This is a genomic window from Poseidonibacter lekithochrous (genome assembly GCF_013283835.1).
In the GTDB taxonomy this organism is placed as follows: Bacteria; Campylobacterota; Campylobacteria; order Campylobacterales; family Arcobacteraceae; genus Poseidonibacter; species Poseidonibacter lekithochrous.
In genome coordinates this window covers 1,525,438-1,549,222 of the sequence record NZ_CP054052.1, presented here as the reverse complement: position 1 = coordinate 1,549,222, position 23,785 = coordinate 1,525,438, and the positions used below count along the sequence as shown (strand labels likewise).

The window sequence follows — 23,785 nt, the reverse complement described above, 5'->3', positions numbered from 1 at the left end:
CCTTAACAAGACGTACCATAATTAGGGTCAACTCTGTATGTTCCTAAGTCAGTTCCTTTTTTATCCATCACATGTACAGCACAAGCAATACAAGGATCAAAACTATGAATAATTCTAATAATCTCTAAAGGTTGAGAAACATCTGCAACTTTTAGACCAATTAGATTCGCTTCATATGGTCCTACTTGACCAAGAGCATCTATTGGACCTGCATTCCAAGTTGATGGAACTACTGCTTGGTAGTTTTCAACTACTCCATTTTTGATTCTAATCCAGTGAGATAACATACCTCTTGGAACATCACCAATAAATCTACCTTTGTATTCAAGGTTTTTATCAATTTTATATGAAGTATATGTATCTTGGTCTACTTTTAGATTCTCAATTAAAGTATTAAAAGCTTCTAATCCATATTTTGCAATTGCTCTTGCTTGAATCATTCTAGCAGCCGTTCTTCCAAGTGCTGTAAATAGTGCAGCTTTTGGTAATCCAGTTTTTGCTAAGAAATCATCTACTAAAGGAACGATTCTTTCATTTCCTTTTGCATAAGAAATTAAAATACAAGCAAGTGGACCTACTTCCATTGGTTTATTATCATATCTTGGAGATTTGATCCAAGAGTATTTTCCTTTTTCATCAATAACTTTTGAGTGTACTTCAGTGCCATCTGCACCGATTGTATCCATATCTCTAAAGCCAGTATATTCTGGATTTGTTTTTCCATCATAAGGATGAAGTGCTTCATCATCTGCATACCATGAATGCGTAGCTTCTTCTGTAATTAAATCTTCATTAATATCAAATACTTTTGATAAATCACCCTCATAAATAATTCCAGAATCAAATAAGAATTCACTTCTATTTAACTGCATTTCTTTGTGTGCCATAAAGTTCATAACACCAGCTTGTTGAGTAACAGATGGTTCATCTTTGAATATTTTTCCAGCCATAATAACATCAGCTTGATATGCATTTTCTACAAAATCAACACCTTTTTTAAATAGTGTCAGATACTCACCCATTCTTGAAGGATCAAGTAAATCCATAATACAAGTAACTCCACCAACTGTAAGACTTTGTGGGTGTGGTTGTTTTCCACCGAACATTGCCATTAGTTTTGCTAAATCTCTTTGAACTTCTAAAGCTTTAAGATAATGAGCTAATAAAATTAAGTTTTGCTCAGGAGTAAATCTATATGTTTTATGTCCCCAGTATGCGTTGGCAAATGGTCCTAATTGACCTCTATCTACGAACTCTTTAACTCTTTTTTTAACTTTGATTAAGTCATTTTCTCCAGTTGCTATTGGTGCTTCTGAATATTTGAATGCTTCTTTTGCGGCTTTTTCTGGGTCTGCATCTAAAGCAGCTACTACATCTACCCAATCTAGTCCATGTAAATGATAGAAATGAACAACATGGTCATGCATAAATAAAGACATATTCATTAAAGACCTAGTTAACTTCGCATTTAAAGGTGGAACAATTCCAAGTGCATCTTCAACTGCTTCAATTCCTGCTCTGTAGTGTGAGAATGTACAAACACCACAAATTCTTTGCATTAAAAAACCAGCATCTCTTGGGTCTCTATTTTTTACAATAGTCTCTAAGCCTCTCCATAAAGTTGATGAAGAATAGGCTTTTTGGATTACATTATTGTCATCTATTTCAACCTCAATTCTTAAGTGTCCTTCGATTCTTGTAATTGGGTCTACTATTACTCTTTTATTTGCCATTTTTTATTCCTCACCCTCTTTTGGATTTTTAAACTTCGAGATTGCCGCGTGTGCTGCTATACCAATACCAGTCACTGTTAATAATCCAACTCCAACTTTATCAGCAGTTGCATCAGCTCCTAATCCTTTGAATACTGTGTCATATAATCTGTTTGCAACAGGCTCTTCAAATGGTCCCATAGTATCCCAGAAATCAGGCTCAGAACATCCAATACAACCGTGACCTGCTTGGATAGGCCATGACATATGAGAATTGAACTTATTTTTTGAACAGTTATTAAAAGTATAAGGACCTTTACATCCTACTTTGTAAAGACAATAACCTTTTTTTGCACCCTCATCACCGAACTCTTCTACAAATTCACCTGCATCAAAGTGACCTCTTCTTTCACATAAATCATGGATTCTTTGTCCATAAGCCCATTTTGGTCTATTGTAAGCATCAAGAGCAGGAAGTGTTCCATATAAAATATAATGAAGTAAAGTTCCTACAATATTTTTCTCACTAGGAGGACAACCAGGTACATTAATCACTGTTTTATCTGTAACTTTTGATAAACCAACAGCTCCCGTAGGATTTGGAATAGCAGCTTGAACACCACCATAAGAAGAACAAGTTCCAATAGCAAAAATTGCAGCAGCGTTATTAGATGCTTCAATTGCACTTTGCTCACCAGTTTTACCATGTCCACCAATAGTTAAAAATGAAGCACTATCTCCTGATGGAATTCCACCTTCAACCATTAAAATATATTGACCTTTGTATTTTTCAATTGCTGATTCAAGATTGTGTTCAGCTTGCCAACCAGCAGCTGCCATTAAAGTTTCGTGGTATTCAAGTGAAATATAATCAAAGATTAGTGAGTCAATAGTAGGAGCATCAGATCGAAGAAGTGATTCTGAACATCCAGTACATTCTGCCATGTGTAGCCAAATGATTGGTAATCTATCTGATAATTTAGCAGCTTTTGCAACAAGTGGAGTAAACGAAGCAGGAAGAGCTAACATCGCAGTAATAGCAGTTGCCCATTTCATAAAATCTCTTCTTGATACACCTTTTTCATCTAGGTGTTTAGAGATTGATTTTTCTTCTTTTAGTTTTGGTAGTTTTTCTAAGTCTAACAATCTATTAGAAAGTTTTTCATATAGTTTTTTGGTATCCAAAGTATATCCTTTAAATATTATGAATGACTATTCATTTATTAATTTAAAGAATTTTATACAAAAGAAGATTAAAACTTCTTGACTGGAATCAATAAAATGAATGATTATTCATAAAATTTAAAAACTTACTATTTATAGGTCATTTTCGTAACATTTTTGTGATATTTTAAAAATTTAGTTTGTGATTTTATATCTAATAAATAGAGTTATTGTCTTTCTTATTTTACAAAAGACAATAAATCTAAGCTTCTTTAGGTTTTATTTAGTTCTTTTAAGCCATAAATATACAGCCTCAATATTTCCTTTAAACCAATCATCATAATTCTTAAAATATTTAAACTCTTCTAATTCAATAGAATTTTGTGTCTCTTCTAAACTCATACCTTTTGATATAGAAAAAGAAACCTCTTTAAATAGAGTATCATAATATTTAACTTGTCTTTTTATTGCTTCTTTTGTTCCTGGTTTTCCATGACAAAAAGTAATTACATCAATATCTAGTTTTAAAACTTCTTTTTTCATTTTTATTAATTCATCTAAATTTATTCCAGGAAGATTTGTCCAACCTACAACATCATTATTTGCAAAATCACAAATGTAAGCTTGTTTTATTTCTTTGATAATTGCAACTATAATTGAGTCTGTATGAGCTGAACCTAAATACTTAAACTCTATTGTTGTATTACCAAACTTCATAGTTTTACCTGAGTATGGAATTAAAATATTTGGCTTGTCAATATAAGAAAGATTATAATAGTCTAAATACTTTTCAACTCTTTCATGGGCAATAATAGGAACATTTTTCCCGAACTCTTCTCTTAAAACCCTTGCACCTGCAATATGATCTGTATGTAAATGGGAATAAACTATTGCAAGTAAAGGTTTATTAGGAGCATACTTTTTTATCTGTTTTACATATTCATATGCTGCAATATCTGATAGTGGGTCAAAAGCTATCACTCCTTTTGAAGTGATATAAAAATTTGTAAAATATGATTCTTCATCATTTCTAAATTCTAAAGTATATGCATTATTAGCAGTTTTAATTGCTTTTACAAAAGTAAAAGGATTGTAAGTACTTCCTTCATCATTAAACCCTTTTGAAAAAACACCTGAAACAAATAATAAAACTAAAAAAATAACTTTCATATATATCCTTTATTTGAATATACATTTTTTATGTGTAGAAAGTATAAAAAGATAAGTGAGAATTTGAGTTAAGTCTAAATAATGTTTGCCTACACTAATTAAGCATAGTCAAACATTGTACTTGTATTATTGTTTTGTAAGTATGTATTAATTTCACTGTTGTTATTTTGATTATTTATAGCTTTTAATAATCCATCAAAACTATTCTTATCGACACTTCCATTTTCACTATTTGATTTTAATGCCTGCATAAGAACTTGCAGATTATCTAAAGTATTTTGTTGATTTGCAGATAGGTCTGTACTTGAATCATCGCCCGTACCATAATATGCTTCCATTTCAGCAGATGATACAACGCCATCTTCATTAGTATCCATAACATCATATTCTTCTTCAGATGAGTTTCCACCACCTGAACCTCCACCGCCAGAGGGGCCTCCTCCACCAGATGGTCCACCACCTTGACCTCCAGCAACACCAGCAAGAGTTCCTACTTCATGAGCGTCAAAACCTGCTTCTGACATTGCACTTGCTAGTTCAGCAGAGGGTTGAATTCCTGCTTCTTTGAAAGCTGCTACAATTTCTAAGGCATCACTTTTACTTAGATTATTAGCATCATAGTTTTCTAATACTGAAGCTATTGTATCGCTTTGAGATGATGTTAGATTATTAGAGTTAGGGTTATTTGGTACTTCAAAACCAAAATCAGAAAGTACAGATTGAAACTCTTCTTTTGTAGGCATATTACCATTGAATTTATTCATAGCAGTGTCAATTGCCGAAGCAAGCTCTGATTGACTAACTAAACTATCTGAATCCAAATCATAAGAAGAGAATAGTTCTGAGCTAACACCCATTTCCTCAATACTAAGAGAAGAATCTGAATCACTATCTTTTTTCGAAATCATATTAGTAGATATAGTACTTGAAGTTGGTTGTATTAAATTTGCTATAAAACTCATATTAGTAGTATCTATCATGATTAATCCTTTGTTAAAAAAATAATACAATGTGAAAGTAAACCCAAAGTAAATATTGATAGTTTTTTAGCTATTAAATAAAGTTGTAGTTTAAAATTATTAAATAATATTTTTTAAGTTATATTATTTTATAATGCCTTACTAATAAATAGTTTAAATAATATAATATTAATTTGACTTGTTATTTAATCAGAAACTTGGAGAAAAAATGAAGATAAAGTCTTTTGGAATAAGCTTAGCGGTAGTAGCAATATTAAGTGTTGGATTTACAGGATGTGGTGTTAAGGTAGCTAATTATCATGCATCTGCAGATAATGTAACAGAATTAAAAGAATTAAATATAAAAATAAACGTTAATGATTTTACAGCAACAAAATCAAATTATAAATTTATGTGTAGATTAGCTAATGATGTTACAACACCTAACAAAGAACCATTTGAAACATATATTGAAAATGCTTTTGTTGAAGAATTAAAAATGGCAGGAATGTATTCTGAATCATCAAAAATAACAATCTCAGGTCATTTAAATATGGTTGATGTTAGTTCTGGAATGACTGATGCCCATTGGACATTTGATATTACAGTTTCTTCAAATAATGGAAAAAGCTTTAGAGTCAAACATAAAAGAGAATATAGTTCAAGTTTCTTAGGTGGGATTGCTTGTGGTCAAGATATGCCAGGTTCATTTCAACCTACTGTTAAAGAGTTAATAAGTAAAATTATTAAAAATCCACAATTTAGAGATTTAATTAAATAGTAAAATAATAACAAATCCGTAGAGAAATAAGCTAAAAGTTACAAATGTTAAATGATCTTATTTCTCAAGACAATTGAATTTTTAAGAATATAAAAAGCCAAGTCATAAAACTTGGCCTTAAAAAAGAGTAATTAAATTACTTAGATTTAGTAATCTAAAGGATACTCTTTTGGAAGAATAAAGTTATAATTTTTACTCAAATTCTTATGAGTTTTTGATAATAGAATTGAGTTTGAGAACATATTCCCAGTCATTACTACATCTTTTGCTTTTATCTCTTTTGCTACTTCATCTACATAATTACAGATAAATTCACTAAGACTTTCATAGAATGAATATGTTAAAGTTCCGTTATCTACATCTGCCATTTTATAAGACATTATAGATTGTACAGTTCTTCTATAATCTAGATAATTTACACCATCAAGATTCACAAGTTTCATATCTATTTGAATACCACCTTTTGCTGTTACACTCAAAGCCATATCTTCAAACTCTTTAGCATTATCCATACCAATTACTTTTGCACACATATTTATAATAGATTCAAAACCATGTACATTTTGAGGTACTTCACTTTCAAAATATTGAGGGAATTTCTTTTTATAGTTGTTTACTAATCTCTCACAATGTTCATCAATTTCAGATATTTCTTCAATACAATTATCCAAACTATTATGAATATTTGGAATAGCAATTACTTCTTTTAATCCCTTTGAAGGAAGATTCATAAGAAGAGAACTTTTATTTGAGTTCTGAGAAAAATATACTCCAGCACTAGGTACTAATCTTTTTCCAATCTGACCAATAGTTGCTTTATAAACTCCCCCATTATCATCAAAGAAATCTTTTGAAGAATTAAACTTAGCATTTGCAATATAGTCATATTTTGGGAATAGTCCTTTATCACCACTTACTATTAGATTTTGGTCTTGGAAATATGTAGTTTTTAATCCATCTTGATAAACTTCGTCATTTACATAAAGTAAAAAGTCAATTCCTTTTTCCATTAAAGCTTGTGAGAAAAGAACTGTTTCTTTATCATCTGGAATTTTCGCATATACAAAGTTTGTAGAGGCATACTCTTTATTCTTATTTTGTAATAGCTTGAACTTTAGTTTTACCAAAGGTCTCTCTATTGAACATAATAGTTGTAAATCTTTAGGACTTACATCGAATAATTCAGAGATTTTATTAATATTAGTGATTAGAAGTTTTACTTCATATCCTCTACTCTCAAAATCTTCTCTTATTTCTCTACTTGGTAAAAATAGATCTTTTAAACCATTATGAGTTTCAAATCTTGATATTTCACCTTTTGTGATTTTTACAATATCATTTAAAAAATCAATATCATGTGTATCGATAATATTTTTGATTGCATCATTTGTCAATAAAGAAATATTTTGTTTTACTTTTTTATCTTCTAACTCTTCGAAATCATCTGAGATTGATTCAACTACATATGATTTACTTAAGAAAATTGATACTGGTAATTTCTTTTCTAAAAAGCCAAAGAAATCTTCTATTTTCTTTGATTCTTCTTCAAAAATTAAAAGTATAAAACCTTTATATTGTTTACATTGAGCATTTACTTTTGTTTCAGTGATTAATGTATCAATAATATATTTGAAATACGAATTTGTTGTATTAAATTCTATTTTATAAATTAACTGCATGTCTAATGTCTTCTTCATTTGGGATTCTTGTTAAATGTTCGCCATTATAACTACCAATCATACTTTTTACAATGTCAGGGATCAAGATATTATTTACCTTTTTAGATTTAACACCAAGACTATCTATCTCTTTTATTGCATGTAGTATAAATTCTTCAAATCTATTCTCCATAGTATCAGTTAGACCAATACCCACACTTACAATATCTTCAGGAATAATTCCTAAGATTGTTACATTTGCATGAGAATCTAACACAGAACAGATTTCAAGCATTTCAACTATTTCTACTTCATGAGCAGTTTTTCTATAGTTTCCTAAACCTAATAATACATCTGATGGCAATCGAAAAATCTCACCTGGATTATCTTCTATTGATACTGTGTCTAAAATAACTACGTTTTCATATTCTTGAAAATATGACATTAATTTAAATCCTAATGTTCCACCATCTATAACTTCTAAATCACCTTCGAATTCATAGTTTTGGCTTAAATACTCAGATGCATAGATTCCTATACCTTCGTCTTTAAATAACATGTTTCCTACACCAATAACAATATTTTTCTTTTTCATAATCCACTCCAAAATCAAAGAGGCATAAAGCCTCTGTTGATATTATTTATTTTCTTCGTCTTTTTCTTTATCTTTGTTTTCGTCTTTAACAAACTTATGTCCACTAAATACAATACCAATATCACCTTCTCTCCAGAAAATTGTTCTCCAGATTTGGTAATAAATATGAGACATAACCCACATTAAGATTAAGTACATAGCAGTATGATGGGCAATTCTAACACCCATATTTCCACCAAATACATATAATGTCCAGTCAGTTGCAAAATGCAACATCCATGGCCACCAAGCACCAATTGAACTGTGTCCAGAAGCTAATCCATGAACATATAATTGTAATCCAGTTAAAAGCATAAATATTAATAGAATATGAAACAATGTAAAAAACATTACATTATAACTATCACTATGCGTCGAATCAAATTTCTTTCTTCTGTTAAACGTAACTAAGTTAAAGAAAACTTCACAAAACTCAATGAAGTTTTTCTTAGTTGGTAAAACTTTTTTATATGGTTTTTCAAATCTAGAGAAAAGATATAAATAACCAATTAAAATTGCTGTAACATCAAAAATAATCGCAGCAATAAAATGTCCCCATCTATTCCAAGCCATTACATACTTATCCACAGCAGGATCAGCAATAAGAGTTTGGTAATATGGATAACCAATATATAAACCGGTTGCAACTGCAACAATCATACAAAGCGCATTCATCCAGTGAATCGTTCGCATGATTGGAGTCATTCTCTCAACCCGTTTCATATTAGGCACGGCTAGTTCCTCCAATAGGGTCTACTTTGTAAACACCTAATTCTTTACCATTTGTATCAATAATATGTACCGCACAAGCAATACAAGGATCAAAACTATGTACTGTTCTTAAAATTTCAAGTGGTTGATCAGGATTTGCAACTTTTGTTCCAACTAATGAAGCTTCATAAGCTCCTAATCTTCCTTTATAATCTCTAGGTGCCGCATTCCATGTTGATGGAACAACTGCTTGATAGTTTGCTACTTTTCCGTCTTTGATTTTAATCCAGTGACCTAATCCACCTCTTGGTGCTTCAGCCATACCAAAACCTTCAGCATCAGCAGATACTGTATCAAAGTCAAATTCAGTCCAAGTTGATAAATCACCATTTGCAACATTTGCTGCTAATTCATCTACCCATTCCATCATAACATCAGCCATAAGTTCAGTTTCAATTGCACGTGCTGCAGTTCTACCTACTGTTGAGAATAATACTTTTGTTGGTAAGTTACCTTGTTTTAAGAATGTAGTTACATATTTAGAGATTCTTTCATCTCCTTTTGCAACTCCAACAATCATTCTTGCAAGTGGTCCAACTTCCATTCTTTCATCATCATATAATGGTGATTTAATCCAAGAGTATTTGTTTTCAGTATCTAAGTAAGCGATATTATTTTCATTTTTACCAAATCCAGTATAGTTAGGTTTTGTTTCACCTTCGTATGGATGTAGATTAGTTTCACCTTCGTACCAAGCATGAGTTACATCTTCTGTAATTTTTGTTTGGTCAACTTCGTAAACTTTAGATAAATCTTTGTTCATAACAATTCCAGAAGGGAATAATTTTGAAGATTCATAGAATGGTAAATCATCTTGGTTAAAGTCACCAAAAGTCATGAAGTTACCTAAACCTCCACCAATTCCTTCTAATGCTTCATCAGCATACATAGTACCAGCCATGTAAACATCAGGTAAATAAGCCATTTTAGTAAACTCTCTACCTTTTTTAAGAATTTGTTTAAACTCAGCAATTCTTGCAGGGTTTTTAATATCTTGAACACAAGTTACACCACCAACAACAAATGATTGTGGATGTGGATTTTTACCACCAAAGATTGCCATCATTTTTCCAAGTTCTCTTTGGATTTCTAAGGCATCTAAATAGTGAGATAAACCAATTAAGTTTTGCTCAGGAGTAAGTTTAAAACCTTTTGAACCCCAGTAAGCATTACCAAAAATTCCAAGTCTTCCTTGTTTTACATATCTTGTAACTCTCTCTTGAACTGTGGCATATACATCTTCACTTGCATTCCAAGGTCTATTTCCAGATAATCCAGCCCATTTTTGTGCTTCTGATACTGTTTTCTTGGGATCTGCTTTTAAAGCTTCTGTAATATCAACCCAGTCAAGCGCATGTAAATGGTAGAAATGTACAATATGGTCATGTAAATATAATGCCCCTTGTACTAAGTTTCTAACAAGTCTAGCATTCTTTGGAATAGTTACATTAAACGCATGTTCAACTGCTTCGATTGATCTTTGGTAGTGAGTACCTGTACAAACTCCACAAATTCTCATAGCAAGTAAACCACAATCTCTAGGGTCTCTTCCTTTTAAAATTTCTTCAATTCCTCTAAACATAGTAGAAGATGAATAAGCATCAGTTACAACATTGTTTTCATCTATGATTGCCTCAATTCTAAGATGTCCTTCAATTCTTGTAATTGGATCAATTACTAAGTGTTTTTTTGCCATTATTACTCTTCTCCCTCATCTGATTTTTTACCAGCAATTGCACTACCAATTGCATGAACACCAATACCTACAGTTGTTGCAGTTAACAATCCAAGACCGAATTCATCAACAGTTTTTTCAACTCCACCAGTAGGTGCTTTTATATTTGCATTTGCCATTGGTCTCTCATAAGCATATTTATCCCAGAAGTCTGGTTCAGAACAACCAATACAACCACGACCAACACCAACAGGCCAGTTTGTTCCTTCGTTATATCGTACAATTGAACAGTTATTAAACGTCATTGGTCCTTTACAACCAACTTTGTATAAACACCAGTTATTTTCAGCTCCAATATCTCCCCACTCTTCTACAAATTCACCAGCATCAAAGTGAGCTCTTCTTTCACAGTTATCATGGATTCTATATCCAAATGCAAACTTAGGTCTAAGAAGTGAATCTAATTCAGGAACTTGACCAGTTAATACATAATGTAATACAACTCCAACCATATTAGCTGGGTTTGCAGGACAGGCAGGAATATTAATAATTGGTTTCCCTTTTACTAAATCCATAACTCCAACTGCACCAGTTGGGTTTGGAGCGGCTGCTGGAACTCCACCAAATGTAGCACATGTTCCAACTGCAACAACAGCAGCAGAATCTTTAGCCATTCTTTGTAAGTGATCATGGAATGTTTCACCAGATGCACCAATAGTTCCGTATCTACCCTCATTTGCCATAGGAATTGCACCCTCAACAAATAATAAGTAATCTCCTTTGAAATGATGAACAGCTTCTTCAAGTTGTCTATCAGCATCGTGTCCCGCTGCTGCTTGTAGAGCTTCATGGAACTCTAAAGATAAAACATCAAATAATAAATCATCAACTGTTGGAGCAGCTGATCTTAATAATGCTTCTGAGTTACCAGCACAATCTTGTAACTCAATCCAAATTACAGGTACTCTATTCATAAGCTCAGTTGCTTCTGCAACTAAAGGAGCAAACATAGGAGGTAACATAAGTGTGGCAGTTGTAGCACTAACCCACTTCATGAAATCTCTTCTATTTACACCTTCACTATCAATAACGTCCATTAAATCAATATCTTTAAGTGGCTCTTGTGCTCTTAAAGACGACAGTCGCTCTTTTGCTGAATCAAATAATTCGTTGTAATACTCATCACCCTTATTTGTTTCAACTCTTCCAGATTTTTGGGTAAAAACTTTTTTTACCATTTCCGCAGAATCAATCATACACTCTCCCTTTAAAAAATGAATATTCATTTACTCATTCGTAACTTAACAAGTGTAAACTTACGCCATTCTTAAATATCTTTAAGCTTAAATAGCATTAAAATAGCTTTAAGAATGAGGTTTTTTGTTATTAAGAAAAGGAGTTTCGAAACGATGGTATTTTACGAATGAATATTCATATATCAGACTAAGCAAAATTAAAGATATAACAATATAATTATTTAAGTTAATTTTGCTTAGTGTTTAAAAAAGTAACAGTTTTTGTTAATTAGTGAGTGGTACAAACAGAACATACATCAAAACTTCTCAGTACTATTTTTGCAATATCAAGTGATTTTGATCCAATAATAGCTTTTTGAGCAATTCCTTTTTGTTCTTTATGTGAAGGTCCTAGATTCCAAACAGTTGGAGTGATTACATCGTATTTTTTGATTTTACCTTTTTCAATCTCTATATCATGATAAAGTGAGCCTCTACAGGCCTCTACAACTGATGTAGCTTTAGCTGAATCAATATCTTTTAGATTTATTTTGGGTTTAATATATGATTCTTCTGAGATATCTACTTGTTTTATTAGTGATTTTGTATTATCTAATAAATGAGCTAATTCGTCCATTCTAGCCATAACTCTTGTGAAAACTGAGTCTTTAAATGACTTATGTAACTCTTTTATAAAAGGTTTATTTCCAATCATAGCTCTAGCTAGTGGACCTGTTTCATAGAAATTATTATCATAACAAACAGCTTTTGACCAAGTATGTTTTTTTGGATTTGCCCTATCTTCAATAGTAAATGTTTGTTCAGTAAACTCTCTTACCTTTGATAAATCAAGTTTGTTAATTGCTCTTTGTCTTATTTTTCCAGTTTTAAATAAAGAAGATTCCCCTAAAGCAATAAATCTATTATGGCTAGTTCCTATTTTTTGGAAAGAGTTTTCAAATGCTAAGTTAGTAAAATACTTCATATCACCACTTAGGATATTCAAATCATCCCTACTATCAAAGTCTAGATACTTATCAAAAGAAACACCTGCTACACTTTTTTCAAAGAACATTACAGCAGTATCAATATAATTCATCATAGAAGATAAGTCTAATAAAGTAGGATCAGTTACAACACCACCTGGAATCATATATGAAGTATGAGGCCATTGTCCTCCTAAAATCGCTAAAGACTTAATAGTTTCACTTGCAGTCTTTGAAGCTCCAAGCCATCTACTTCCCTTTAGCGGTTGATAAATACCTAAATCATTCTGCTTTAGTTTTATAATATCAGGAAGAATAAACATATAAAACCATTTGATATGAGAATCAATTATTTCAATATTTAGACCTATTTCTCGAAGCAGTTTTGCTTTAGGAGTTACTTCTAGTTTTTCATTGATGTTTTCATATATATTCTCTAATGCATCAACAGTAGCTTTAAGATGAGCTTGCCCACAAATACCACAGATTCTTGGAGTATAAACCAAAGCATCTAAAGGAGCTTTTCCTTCTAGTATAAATTCAAAACCTCTGAAATTAAGAAAATCAATTCTAGCATCACTAATTACATTATTATCCCAAGAGCAATTTAGTTTTGCTTCCCCTTCGATTCTTTCTACTATTTCAACTGTTTTCAATTTTAATCCATTAATTTCTTATTTAGTCTATCAATTGTAAATGTTTTAGCAACACCTGTAATTGATAAATATGCTCGTTTTGATATACCAGTTGGCACTTCAAAAGGAATACCAATATTCTTTTTTGTCTCTAACATATTATCTCTTGGAAAGTCTGTTTCAGTACAACCAATACAAGGCATTCCAGCTCTTGTTTTAGAGTTTACATCATTCCACAATATCTTATTACAAGAACTATGAGTCATAGGACCACGACAGCCTTGGTCGTAAAATAAACAGCCCTCTTTTTCTCCCCATGCTCCTTCGATTTTCCATTCAAAGTATTCATTTCTAGTACAACCATGATGTGCAAGAGTACTATATAATTCTTTTGGTCTACCCTCTTCATCAATAGCCATTTTTCCAAAATTATTAAGAGTAAAAAGAGTTTGAATTATCCATTCTGGATGTACTGGACAACCCGTTAAATTTATAATTTCATGTTTTAAATTTTTTGTACTTTTTTTATCTAGTGATTCTTCTAATCCAACAACATTATCATTTTGTTCAAACTTAGCATGAACTCCACCATAAGAAGCACATGAACCAACAGCTACTAAATATTTTGCTTTTGAAGTAAGTTTATTTAATAAGACATTTGTTGTTTCATCAGAGATGGTGAAAAAATCACTATTTTTACTAATAGCACCCTCAACTAATAAAAAATCTATTTCATCTTTTGATTCTAGAATTTCATTTAGGGATTTATCAATAGTTAATGAAGGGTGATAGATAAGATCAAAGCTATTTAGAAATAGCTCCAATCTTGAAGAGTTGGCACTTAATAATGAATGAGTATTTCCATTACATGTAATTGCCTGAAACCATACAACTGTAGGTTTTTTATTATTCGTCATACTTTAGTGCTCTATAGATATTATCAGCAATAGCATCTGAGTATTCCATAATATCTTTATCTAATACAGCTTCTCCCGAAAGGAAAGCAAAGCCACCAAGACTTCCCATAATCATTGAAAATGCTGGAAAAAATTCTTGATCTCTGAACTCTTTATTTTGTGCACCTTCATCAAGTAAAAGCATAACTTCTGTTACGAATTCTCCTACACATAAGAAACCTTCACAACCTTGTTTGAAAACTTCTCTATTTGATAAATATACTCTTAAAAAGTATTCAATTACTTCAGGTGAGTTTTTTACATTTTCAAAATACATCTTTGCAAATAAGAATATTTTTTCTTTTGAAGAAATTTCCATATGGTTAATTTCTCTTAATTGAGATGCTAATATATTTGTTGAATATTTGATTGCATATTTTGCAAGTTCTTCTTTTGAAGAAAAATAGTTATACATATTCCCTACACTCATTTTCATAGATTTAGCTATGTCTGGAATTGTAGTATTATAAAAACCTTTTTGTGAAAAAAGTTTTAATGAATTTTCTATAATAGAATTTTTTTTAGTTTCTTTTGCAGTAGAAATGTTGCATCCTTAGGAATATAATTTGTTTAATAATATTACATTTATGATTAATAAAAAGTGAATTGTTATTTATTTAGTAAAAAAAGAAACAAGGATGAGGAATTTCACCCAGCCATTTAATAAATTTTTTCTATTAGTATAAGTTTTCCTAAGATATAATCTATGAAAATATTAATAGGTTATAAATTATGAATGAATTATTAAACGATACAGTAAAAGAAGAAAATATTAAGGGTGCATTTTTTGGTGCATTAGTTGGTGATGCTTTATGTTTAGGCTCACATTATGAATATGATGCACAAAAGATTCATTTAGCTTATGGTGAAAAAGCTATTGAAAAATTTATGAGTCCTGGGGAGAAGATGGGTGGAGAAACTCATGGAATTGGTTGGGGTCAAAGAAACTATCACCCAGGGAAAAAAGCTGGTGGAACTACTGATTATGGAGATTATAATGTTTTAATTTTGGAACATCTAGCAATGATTTCAAATCCTCCAAGAGAGTTTGAAGTATCAAAACTATTACCTCATTGGATGAATAGATTAGAAAACGGTTGGGGTTCATGGATTTGTACTATGACAAAAGAGACTTACTCACAAGTAAAACATGGTACAAAAGTACAATATTTAGGTGGAATATCAAATGCAATGGCTATTCGTCACGTAGCTGCTCATGCTTATTATGAAACAGAAGATGAATTAGTTGATGTAGCACGAAAAGCTATGTTCACACATAAAGATGTTCATGCCCTAGGTGGTGGTGAGTTTTTTGCTAGAGTTACACATAGAGTTTTAAGAGGTGAAGACCCAAGAAGTGCCATAGAAGATGTTGCAATTTTAATGGGTGGATTCTTTGAAGAGAAAGTAAAACAAGCAATAGCGAAATATGAAGAAGAAAATGACCCTAATTCAGCTCTTTCAAAAGAGAAGTTTTCAGATGATTTAGCAATTACTAGTATGGCAAGATTATGGGATATAGGAAGAAGTGAACCAATCAAAGTTGGAAAAGCAAGTCCTACAGAGGGCACTCTTCCTGGAAGTGTTTATTTTATTTTGAAATATGCACAAAAAGAAAATGGATTAAAAGAAGCTCTTCAAGCAAATGCAATGGTTGGGGGAGATAATGCCTCAAGAGCAATTGCAATTGGAATGGTTCTTGGAGCTTATAAAGGTGTTGACGCAATTCCACAAGAGTGGAAAGATACCTTAGATCAATGGCAATATTGTGATGATTTATTAAATAAACTACCTTTAATTAATAAAAGTAAATAACTATTAAATAGTAAAAGTTAAAGCTTTTACTATTTAAACTCTTGCTTTGAGACAATACTATATTTAGTATTTAAAAAAGTAAATTCTAAAGAGTAAGCATGAAGCATTAATCTATCTTTTCCACTTACTTCTATTCTTTGTTCCTCTGACATTTTTTTCTTCAAAAACATATCACATAATTTTTCATCTATTCCATATATTGGGTCACCAATAATTCTATGACCAATAGAGTCTAAATGAACTCTGATTTGGTGTTGTCTTCCAGTAATTGGTGAGGCTTGAACTAAAGTAAGATTTGTTTTTTTATCAAAAGAAATTGGTTTTATATTTGTAAGAGATTTTTTTCCCTCTTCACTAATTTGCATTTTCAATTTGATTAAACCATTTGAACTAGCAATAGGAGAATCTATTTGTATTTCTTCTTTTATCTCATTTTCTACATAAGCTAGATATGTTTTTTTATACTTCTTTTCTTCAAACATATTTTTTAAAACCATTTGTGAGTATGGATTTTTTGATACTAAAACTAAACCAGAAGTTTCAGCATCAATTCTATGTACTAAAGAAGCTTCTTTTCCAAATTGGAACTGTATTTCATCAAGAAGAGTATATTCATCATCAATATTACTTGGATGTACTTTTAGTCCTGATGGTTTATCAAAAATAGCAAAATGAAAAGAATCAAAAAGAGGTTTTAAACCTTTTGTAATAGCTTCATATACATTAACTTGGATATATCCATTTTTAATTGTTTGATTTTTTTGTAAACGTCTATTTTTATGGTCAAGAATTTTGCCTTTTGATAATAAAGAATTTGCAGTTTTAGAATCTAGTTCTACAGTATTTAATAAAAAATCTTCTATTTTTACAGAACTAGTAATATCAAACTTTTTTAGTATATATGGCAATTAAAATCCTTGGGCTTATTTTTGAGAATTATACACTAGTAAATATTAAAAATATTCCTTGAAATACTCAATAATTCTTTTTTCTAACATATATTTAGGATTAAAAATACTTCCTTCAATAAAACCTAAATGTCCGCCATTTTCATACAGTTCTAAAGTACAGTTATTTGATAATTCATCTTTTTTAGGAATTACATCTTTATTCATAAAGGGATCATCTAAAGCTTGAATAATTAAGGTTTTAGTTTTAATATTCTTCAAAAATTGTTTTGAAGAGTTGATTTTATAATAATTCTCAGCTGTTTTAAAACCATTAATTTTAGAAGTATATAAATCATCAAACTCTTTTATTGATGATATTTTATCTACTCTTTGTTTATCCAAATTTATTAGTTTTTTATAATCATGTTTATCAAACTTTTCAAATAAATTCTCTTTTAGAAGTTTTAATAAATGTTTTTCATAAACTCTAGCAAATCCAGAATTAAGAACTTTTGCACAAATACTTAAATCAAGAGGAACTCCTATACAAATCGATTTTTTTATAAAGTTATCAACAAAGTCATTACCTAAAAGTTTAAGTAACATATTTCCACCAACAGAATACCCAATTGTAAAAATATTAGCTTGAGCATAATTTTCATGCAAATACTTTAAATACTCAATAGCATCAGCGGTATCTCCACTATGATAAGATTTTGCTTTAATATTATCTTTCTTTCCACATGATCTGAAATGAACAAGAACTACAGCTTGGTTTTTATCCTTTAAAGCTTTCATAATACCTTTAATATAAGGTGATTTATAAGAGCCTTCTAAACCGTGAAATATTACAAAGATATTTTTATTGGCTCTATTTTTATTTAACCAATAACATTCAATAAAATCATTATCTTTAAGAGTAAATTCTTGAATTTCGTAATCTAGTGTTATATCTTTTCTAAAAAAAGATGAATATATAGTTTGCAAATGCCTATTGCTTAGGCCAAAAGCAGGAGTAAATTTTTTAGTTGTCATGCATTAATATAGTAGATAAAGACTTATAAGTAAATGAGAAATGTAATTTTTGGGGAGTTAAAAAATAAGAAAAAAAGAATAAGTTGGGAAAACCCAACTTATCTTTTAAAATAGTTCTTAAGAGTGAACTAAGTTTGTTAATTGATCAGCTGTAACTTGGTGGAAGTTTAAGTATTTATAAACACCCTCTTGGTTTTCTGCTGTAATTTTCTTAGGTACGATTTCCATATATTCTTCTTTAGATGGAAGTCTTCCTAGAAGTGCTGCTACTGCTGCAACTTCTGCAGATCCTAAGTAAACTTGAGAACCTTTACCTAATCTATTATCGAAGTTTCTTGTAGATGTAGAGAATACTGCTGCACCCTCAGAAACTTGCGCTTGGTTACCCATACATAATGAACAACCAGGGATTTCTAATCTTGCACCCGCAGCTGCAAATACTGAGTAGTAACCTTCTTCAGTTAATTGTTCTTTATCCATTTTTGTTGGTGGTGCAACCCATAATTTAGTTGGAACTTCACCTTCACCTTTAAGTACTTCACCTAAAGCTCTGAATAATCCGATATTAGTCATACAAGAACCTACGAATACTTCGTCAATGTTCTTAATTCTTTTATCGTCAGCTAAAATATTAGTTAATGTATCAACATCATCTGGATCATTAGGACAAGCTAAGATTGGTTCAGTAATTGTATTTAAATCAATTTCGATTGTAGCTGCATATTCTGCATCTGCATCTGGTTGAATTAATTCTGGATTAGCTAACCATTCTTTCATTTTATCTGCTCTTCTTTGAAGAGTTCTAGCATCTTCGTAACCTTCTTCGATCATCTTTTCAATTAAAGCGATGTTTGAAGATAAGTACTCAATGATTGGTTCTTTATCTAATTGAACAGAACAAGCTGCTGCTGATCTCTCTGCTGCTGAATCAGATAATTCGAATGCTTGCTCAACTTTAAGATCTGGTAAACCAGCAATCTCAATAATTGTTCCAGCGAATACGTTTTTCTTACCTTTTTTATCAACAGTTAATAAACCATCTTGAATTGCTTGGTAAGGAATAGCGTTAACTAAATCTCTTAAAGTAATTCCAGGTTGCATTTCACCAGAGAATTTAACAAGTACAGACTCAGGCATAGTTAAAGGCATAGCACCAGTAACACCAGCGAATGCAATAAGACCAGAACCTGCAGGGAAAGAAATACCAATAGGGAATCTAGTATGAGAATCTCCACCAGTACCTACTGTATCTGGTAAACATAATCTATTTAACCAAGAGTGAATAACACCATCACCTGGTCTTAATGTAACACCACCTCTAGAGTTGATGAAATCAGGTAAAGTATGTCTTAATTTAATATCTGCTGGTTTTGGGTAAGCAGCAGTGTGACAGAATGATTGCATAACCATATCAGCACCAAAAGATAATGCTGCAAGTTCTTTAATCTCATCTCTAGTCATTGGTCCAGTTGTATCTTGAGATCCAACAGTAGTAGCGATTGGCTCAACGTACATACCAGGTTTAACACCTTCGATACCACAAGCTCTACCAACCATTTTTTGTGCTTGAGTAAACCCTTTACCATTATCAGATGGTTGAGTTGGAGCAACAAATGCTTCAGTAGCAGATAATCCTAATACTTCTCTAGCTTTAACAGTTAAACCTTTACCAATGATTAATGGAATTCTTCCACCAGCTCTCATTTCGTCAGTTAATGTATTTGGAGCTAAATCGAATTCAGAAACAACTGAACCATTTTTCTCAATTACACCAGCGTATGGTTTTAAAGTAATAACATCACCAGTTTCTAATGCGTCAACTGGAGCTTGAATTGGTAAACATCCTGAATCTTCTGCAGTATTGAAGAAAATTGGAGCAATAATAGAACCAATTACAACACCACCAGTTCTTTTATTAGGAACACCAGGGATATCTCTACCCATGTGCCATTGTACAGAGTTGATTCCAGATTTTCTAGAAGAACCAGTACCAACAACATCACCAACGTATGCTAATGGGTTACCTTTAGCTTTAAGTTCTTTCATTGTATCTAATGGATTTTCCATTCTTGATTGTAACATTGCAGTTGCGTGTAATGGAATATCAGATCTAGTAAATGCAACAGTTGCAGGAGATAAATCATCTGTATTTGTTTCACCAGGAATTTTGTAAACAGTTAAAGTGATTTCTTCTTCTAATGCAGGCTTGTTAGTAAACCATTCTGCATTTGCCCAAGATTCGATAACTTCTTTTGCTTTAGCATTTCCAGCATCCATTAAATCTTTAACGTCATTGAATGCATCATATACTAAAATAGTATTTTTTAATTGAGTTGCAGCAGCTTCAGCTACTTCATCAATTTTAAGTGCGTCAATTAATGGAGAAACATTAAATCCACCCATCATTGTTCCTAAAATTTCAATTGCTTGTGCTTTTGAAATTACTGAACATGCAACGTTACCTTGAACAACGTCGTTTAAAAATGCAGCTTTAACGTAAGCAGCGTCATCAACACCTGGGTTGATTTTATTATTGAATAAATCTAAACAGTAATCTGCTTCTTCAACAGTACTTGCTTTTAATAACTCAACTAACTCAGCAGTTTGCTCAGCAGTTAATGCTAATGGAGGTAATCCACCTTCATTTTGTCTTTCTTGTGTATGTGCTTTATAATTAGCTAATAAACTCATATATTATCTCCTATTTGATTTAAAAGTATTGAGGATATTGTACCATAAAGGAAAAAATAAGTATGTACAAAAATTGTAAAGGATTGTACAAGTTTTAATTAATGTAAATAAAAGTTACACTATATTAGTTTCTTAAGCTCTTTTTAATTAAAAAACCCTACTTCTTTAAGTTTTTTAGGGCTTTTTGATATTTTGACAAATACGCTACTTTTATACACAAATGTTATTTAATATGTACTACTTTTTCATTTTTTTCTTTTATTGTACAATTATTGTGCCCCTACTGTACAATTTTTGATTAAGGCAAATTTATGTTTAACTATAAGTTTTCTTTACTATAATTTTATATCAAATATATTACAAGGAATCTACTTTGATAAATGACTTACTTAATAAACTACACAATGAAATACCGCTAACAAAAATGATGGATATTCAAATCACAGACTATACTAATGAATCTTTAATTACTACAGCACCACTGGAAATAAATATTAATGATAAAGGCACTGCATTTGGTGGAAGCTTAAGTACCATGACCATTATTTCAGCATGGAGTATGTGTTGGTTAATCTCTAAAGAGTTAGGATACGATAGTAAAAATATTGTAGTTATCAAAAATGAAAATTCTTATAAAAGGCCTGTAACAAAAGATTTAGTTTGTTATACAAGAAAACCAAATAAAGAACAAATAGAAACTCTTAAAAGTAAACTTGAAAAAAAGGGAAGTGCTTCAATTGGAATCCACTCACAAATCATCGAAGATGATGAAACGTGTGTGGATTTTGTAGGAACGTATGTAATAAAATTATAAATTAATACTTATTTTAAACCTGAACCTTGAGCTATTAATGCTCCTAAAATTGGTACTAAGAACACTAGTGCCAATTCCATTCTAATTAACATAATAATTACTTTTGGAATTTTAACATTCTCTTCATTACTATTTTTACTTTTAATAAAAAAGATTGTTGGATAAATAGAAAGTAGTGCAATTAAAACAAAAATAGATAATTTTAAATGAAAAACCCAGTTTGTTGAATAAAAACTTGCATCTTTTCCAACCCATAACCAAAGTGATAATCCAGCTATTAATGTAAGCCCTGCACTAATAGCATAGATAATATCAATAAAAGCTATTTTTTTTAATTGCTCTTTTGTTACCTGTGATGATAAAATTAGATGTTGCATAACTAATGTTGACGCTAAACTCATTATTCCTATAAAATGCAAATATCTAAAAAATATTTCTGCCATTTTTTTTCCTCTAATAATTTTTTGAATTTGTATTCTATAAAAAAGCATCTTAATTATTAATTTTTACCATTGCCATTTCCACCTCCATTGCCATTACCGTTACCATTACCTCCGGCATTGCCATTTCCATTATTTCCTTGACCATTTCCTTTTCCTCTAAATGAATTACCTCTACTAGAATTTGAAATACCACCACCTTTATTTCCTTTATTAGATGATGCTTTTCCTACTAAACCAAAAGCATTCCCCTTATTTGAATTACTAGTATAAGAATTATCTTTGTCAAAGGATTTAGAGCTACGTTCTCTTGCATCTTTTTTACCATGTCCTAAACCTAAATTACTAGGATGAATTCCTAATTCATGGGATATATCTCCCCAGCCTAAACCATCTTCTCTCATTTGTGCAATTTCTTCAACAGATACACTTGAGATATCTGCTAAATTTTTTGTTTCTCTATCTAATTCAGCAAATGCTTCTTCAACTGCAAGGTTTGCAGCATTAATTTCATCAAGACTTGCGTTAGGATCTTGTTCTAGTGTTGCTAGATTATCTTGAGCATTTGCAAGTGACTCCTCTGCAGCTTCAATATTAGCTTGTGTTTCTAAAGCCTCCTCTTGTGCTTTTTCCTGAGATATTTCAGATAAAGTTTCTGCTTTTGCAACTTGTGCTTCATTACTAAATGTTGATATTTCATCTTGTTCTTCTGCTAATAAAGGATAAGCAAATAATACGAGAACTGCACTAAACATTATATATAGTAACTTTTTCATAATATTCTCCTATTTATCTTTTTTTTGTTACAGTAATAAAATCAATGAATTCATAATATTCATATTTTTTCTTATTTACTTTTATTTTTTTTGAGTTTTTAAACCAACTTAGTTTTATTCTTTTTGAGTCTATACTTTTATTTTGTTTCAAAATATATTTTTTTATACTTTTTGCTCTTTCTTTAGCTAAAGTGCTATTTCTAACAAGATAAGAAACTATATGTAAATCAATCTTTTTATTCTTTTGTAAAACTTTTGATAATAAATCTAGGGAACTTTTTGATTCTAATTTTATTTTAGAAGTAAAAGCTTCAAACTTTATATCTTTTAGAACTATTGTATGAATACCAATTATATGATTATGATATTCAAAATTTCCAATTGCATTTAGATATTTAACTGCATTTTGAGATAAAGCTCCACTTGAATAATATTCTAAATAAATCTTCCATGCACTCTGCTCTTCTGCTGTTCTTTTTAATTTATGTAATGTCATTGCACGATTAAATAAGGCAGCTTTATTTTCAGGTGATATTTTCAATACTTTTTTGTAATAAGCTAATGCACTTTTATACTCTTTGCTTGCATAATAATTATGAGCTAAATATGTTAGAGATTGTAGATGGTTTTTATCTATACTTAAAGCTTTAAGATATTGAGTTCTTTCATTTTTATTAGCTTTTATTTTTGAATAAGCCACACCTAACCAGCTATGGTAATCTGCATTTTTTGAGTTTAATAATATTGCTTTTTTTAAATGTACAATAGCTTCTTTATTTTTATTTTTGGCTAATAAAAATCTACCGTAATAATATTGGGATAAATGGTCGTTACTATTTTTATTAATTTTATTTTTGAAATGATTAGAACCATCTTCAAATTTTTTTTCTTGTAAATAGTACTCAGCAGTCACTTGATTGCTAATAGCACATCCTAGAAAATAAATACTAATAATACTGATAAAAAGAATTTTAAATGTATTTTTCAT

The 23,785-nt window shown here is 30.7% G+C and carries 21 protein-coding genes; 3 read left to right on the top strand and 18 right to left on the bottom strand.

The features are described 5' to 3' along the window. Window positions 1-2: 2 nt before the first annotated feature. The 4 genes from ALEK_RS07465 to ALEK_RS07450 form a co-directional block, all read right to left on the bottom strand. Window positions 3-1,733, bottom strand: a complete 1,731-nt coding sequence (locus ALEK_RS07465) for a nickel-dependent hydrogenase large subunit (RefSeq protein WP_071625788.1) — start codon at window positions 1,731-1,733, stop codon at window positions 3-5. A gap of 3 nt (window positions 1,734-1,736) precedes the next feature. Further along, window positions 1,737-2,897, bottom strand: coding sequence for a hydrogenase small subunit (locus tag ALEK_RS07460; protein ID WP_071625789.1), 1,161 nt, complete (start codon window positions 2,895-2,897; stop codon window positions 1,737-1,739). Window positions 2,898-3,155: 258 nt separating this feature from the next. Beyond that, complete coding sequence (locus tag ALEK_RS07455) at window positions 3,156-4,046, bottom strand: MBL fold metallo-hydrolase (protein WP_071625790.1); 891 nt, start codon at window positions 4,044-4,046, stop codon at window positions 3,156-3,158. 98 nt (window positions 4,047-4,144) lie between these two features. After that, window positions 4,145-5,026, bottom strand: coding sequence for a hypothetical protein (locus tag ALEK_RS07450; protein ID WP_071625791.1), 882 nt, complete (start codon window positions 5,024-5,026; stop codon window positions 4,145-4,147). A gap of 208 nt (window positions 5,027-5,234) precedes the next feature. On the opposite strand from ALEK_RS07450, the gene ALEK_RS07445 reads away from it, so the two are divergent. Further along, window positions 5,235-5,786: a hypothetical protein gene (locus tag ALEK_RS07445; RefSeq protein WP_071625792.1), complete on the top strand. Its 552-nt coding sequence runs from the start codon at window positions 5,235-5,237 to the stop codon at window positions 5,784-5,786. Window positions 5,787-5,932: 146 nt separating this feature from the next. On the opposite strand, the gene ALEK_RS07440 is transcribed toward ALEK_RS07445, so the two are convergent. The 8 genes from ALEK_RS07440 to ALEK_RS07405 form a co-directional block, all read right to left on the bottom strand. Next, window positions 5,933-7,483, bottom strand: a complete 1,551-nt coding sequence (locus tag ALEK_RS07440) for a Kae1-like domain-containing protein (protein WP_228146250.1) — start codon at window positions 7,481-7,483, stop codon at window positions 5,933-5,935. Next, window positions 7,449-8,039: a HyaD/HybD family hydrogenase maturation endopeptidase gene (locus ALEK_RS07435; protein WP_071625794.1), complete on the bottom strand. Its 591-nt coding sequence runs from the start codon at window positions 8,037-8,039 to the stop codon at window positions 7,449-7,451. Before ALEK_RS07435 ends, ALEK_RS07440 begins: the two co-directional genes overlap by 35 nt. A 42-nt stretch (window positions 8,040-8,081) precedes the next feature. Further along, the gene (locus ALEK_RS07430; RefSeq protein WP_071626125.1) at window positions 8,082-8,801 is read right to left on the bottom strand and encodes a cytochrome b/b6 domain-containing protein; all 720 of its coding nucleotides are present in this window, start codon (window positions 8,799-8,801) and stop codon (window positions 8,082-8,084) included. Window position 8,802: 1 nt separating this feature from the next. Further along, entirely contained in the window at window positions 8,803-10,545 is a 1,743-nt protein-coding gene (locus ALEK_RS07425) for a nickel-dependent hydrogenase large subunit (RefSeq protein ID WP_071625795.1), read from the bottom strand. A gap of 2 nt (window positions 10,546-10,547) precedes the next feature. Then, window positions 10,548-11,780, bottom strand: a complete 1,233-nt coding sequence (locus ALEK_RS07420) for a hydrogenase small subunit (RefSeq protein WP_071625796.1) — start codon at window positions 11,778-11,780, stop codon at window positions 10,548-10,550. A gap of 268 nt (window positions 11,781-12,048) precedes the next feature. Further along, window positions 12,049-13,401: a nickel-dependent hydrogenase large subunit gene (locus ALEK_RS07415; protein ID WP_071625797.1), complete on the bottom strand. Its 1,353-nt coding sequence runs from the start codon at window positions 13,399-13,401 to the stop codon at window positions 12,049-12,051. A 2-nt stretch (window positions 13,402-13,403) separates the two neighbouring features. After that, window positions 13,404-14,297 (bottom strand): NADH-quinone oxidoreductase subunit B family protein, encoded by an 894-nt coding sequence (locus ALEK_RS07410; protein WP_071625798.1) that lies wholly within the window; start codon window positions 14,295-14,297, stop codon window positions 13,404-13,406. Then, window positions 14,287-14,844: a TetR/AcrR family transcriptional regulator gene (locus ALEK_RS07405; protein ID WP_337796322.1), complete on the bottom strand. Its 558-nt coding sequence runs from the start codon at window positions 14,842-14,844 to the stop codon at window positions 14,287-14,289. Before ALEK_RS07405 ends, ALEK_RS07410 begins: the two co-directional genes overlap by 11 nt. 224 nt (window positions 14,845-15,068) lie before the next feature. Between ALEK_RS07405 and ALEK_RS07400 the strand changes: the two genes are divergently transcribed. Continuing rightward, window positions 15,069-16,151, top strand: coding sequence for an ADP-ribosylglycohydrolase family protein (locus ALEK_RS07400; protein WP_071625800.1), 1,083 nt, complete (start codon window positions 15,069-15,071; stop codon window positions 16,149-16,151). A 29-nt stretch (window positions 16,152-16,180) separates the two neighbouring features. Here the strand turns inward: ALEK_RS07400 and ALEK_RS07395 are convergent, their stop codons facing one another. The 3 genes from ALEK_RS07395 to ALEK_RS07385 all read right to left on the bottom strand — a co-directional run bounded on the left by ALEK_RS07395 (window position 16,181) and on the right by ALEK_RS07385 (window position 20,767). Further along, window positions 16,181-17,059: an RluA family pseudouridine synthase gene (locus ALEK_RS07395; RefSeq protein WP_071625801.1), complete on the bottom strand. Its 879-nt coding sequence runs from the start codon at window positions 17,057-17,059 to the stop codon at window positions 16,181-16,183. Window positions 17,060-17,104: 45 nt separating this feature from the next. Further along, window positions 17,105-18,076 carry a hydrolase gene (locus ALEK_RS07390; RefSeq protein ID WP_071625802.1) on the bottom strand — a complete coding sequence of 324 codons (972 nt, stop codon included), beginning with the start codon at window positions 18,074-18,076 and terminating at the stop codon, window positions 17,105-17,107. Window positions 18,077-18,193: 117 nt separating this feature from the next. Further along, window positions 18,194-20,767 (bottom strand): bifunctional aconitate hydratase 2/2-methylisocitrate dehydratase, encoded by a 2,574-nt coding sequence (locus ALEK_RS07385; protein WP_071625803.1) that lies wholly within the window; start codon window positions 20,765-20,767, stop codon window positions 18,194-18,196. Window positions 20,768-21,140: 373 nt separating this feature from the next. Here ALEK_RS07385 and ALEK_RS07380 point away from each other — a divergent pair, with 373 nt between their 5' ends. After that, on the top strand, window positions 21,141-21,581 hold the full coding sequence (locus ALEK_RS07380) for a YiiD C-terminal domain-containing protein (protein ID WP_071625804.1): 441 nt from the start codon (window positions 21,141-21,143) through the stop codon (window positions 21,579-21,581). Between the two features lie 8 nt (window positions 21,582-21,589). Here the strand turns inward: ALEK_RS07380 and ALEK_RS07375 are convergent, their stop codons facing one another. Genes ALEK_RS07375 through ALEK_RS07365 form a run of 3 tightly spaced genes read right to left on the bottom strand, consistent with a single transcriptional unit; the run spans window position 21,590 to window position 23,785 of the window. After that, window positions 21,590-22,024 carry a DUF2214 family protein gene (locus ALEK_RS07375; RefSeq protein ID WP_071626126.1) on the bottom strand — a complete coding sequence of 145 codons (435 nt, stop codon included), beginning with the start codon at window positions 22,022-22,024 and terminating at the stop codon, window positions 21,590-21,592. A 56-nt stretch (window positions 22,025-22,080) separates the two neighbouring features. Then, window positions 22,081-22,797, bottom strand: a complete 717-nt coding sequence (locus ALEK_RS07370) for a hypothetical protein (protein WP_071625805.1) — start codon at window positions 22,795-22,797, stop codon at window positions 22,081-22,083. A 13-nt stretch (window positions 22,798-22,810) separates the two neighbouring features. Next, window positions 22,811-23,785 carry a tetratricopeptide repeat protein gene (locus tag ALEK_RS07365; protein ID WP_071625806.1) on the bottom strand — a complete coding sequence of 325 codons (975 nt, stop codon included), beginning with the start codon at window positions 23,783-23,785 and terminating at the stop codon, window positions 22,811-22,813.

What these genes read in the sequence shown, in the direction of transcription:
- ALEK_RS07450 (WP_071625791.1), bottom strand. Translation starts at nt 5,026, where the DNA reads ATGATAGATACTACTAATATGAGTTTTATAGCAAATTTAATACAACCA.
- ALEK_RS07425 (WP_071625795.1), bottom strand. Translation starts at nt 10,545, where the DNA reads ATGGCAAAAAAACACTTAGTAATTGATCCAATTACAAGAATTGAAGGA.
- ALEK_RS07455 (WP_071625790.1), bottom strand. Translation starts at nt 4,046, where the DNA reads ATGAAAGTTATTTTTTTAGTTTTATTATTTGTTTCAGGTGTTTTTTCA.
- ALEK_RS07465 (WP_071625788.1), bottom strand. Translation starts at nt 1,733, where the DNA reads ATGGCAAATAAAAGAGTAATAGTAGACCCAATTACAAGAATCGAAGGA.
- ALEK_RS07390 (WP_071625802.1), bottom strand. Translation starts at nt 18,076, where the DNA reads ATGACAACTAAAAAATTTACTCCTGCTTTTGGCCTAAGCAATAGGCAT.
- ALEK_RS07445 (WP_071625792.1), top strand. Translation starts at nt 5,235, where the DNA reads ATGAAGATAAAGTCTTTTGGAATAAGCTTAGCGGTAGTAGCAATATTA.
- ALEK_RS07410 (WP_071625798.1), bottom strand. Translation starts at nt 14,297, where the DNA reads ATGACGAATAATAAAAAACCTACAGTTGTATGGTTTCAGGCAATTACA.
- ALEK_RS07365 (WP_071625806.1), bottom strand. Translation starts at nt 23,785, where the DNA reads ATGAAAAATACATTTAAAATTCTTTTTATCAGTATTATTAGTATTTAT.
- ALEK_RS07370 (WP_071625805.1), bottom strand. Translation starts at nt 22,797, where the DNA reads ATGAAAAAGTTACTATATATAATGTTTAGTGCAGTTCTCGTATTATTT.
- ALEK_RS07420 (WP_071625796.1), bottom strand. Translation starts at nt 11,780, where the DNA reads ATGATTGATTCTGCGGAAATGGTAAAAAAAGTTTTTACCCAAAAATCT.
- ALEK_RS07440 (WP_228146250.1), bottom strand. Translation starts at nt 7,483, where the DNA reads ATGAAGAAGACATTAGACATGCAGTTAATTTATAAAATAGAATTTAAT.
- ALEK_RS07375 (WP_071626126.1), bottom strand. Translation starts at nt 22,024, where the DNA reads ATGGCAGAAATATTTTTTAGATATTTGCATTTTATAGGAATAATGAGT.
- ALEK_RS07400 (WP_071625800.1), top strand. Translation starts at nt 15,069, where the DNA reads ATGAATGAATTATTAAACGATACAGTAAAAGAAGAAAATATTAAGGGT.
- ALEK_RS07430 (WP_071626125.1), bottom strand. Translation starts at nt 8,801, where the DNA reads ATGAAACGGGTTGAGAGAATGACTCCAATCATGCGAACGATTCACTGG.
- ALEK_RS07435 (WP_071625794.1), bottom strand. Translation starts at nt 8,039, where the DNA reads ATGAAAAAGAAAAATATTGTTATTGGTGTAGGAAACATGTTATTTAAA.
- ALEK_RS07385 (WP_071625803.1), bottom strand. Translation starts at nt 20,767, where the DNA reads ATGAGTTTATTAGCTAATTATAAAGCACATACACAAGAAAGACAAAAT.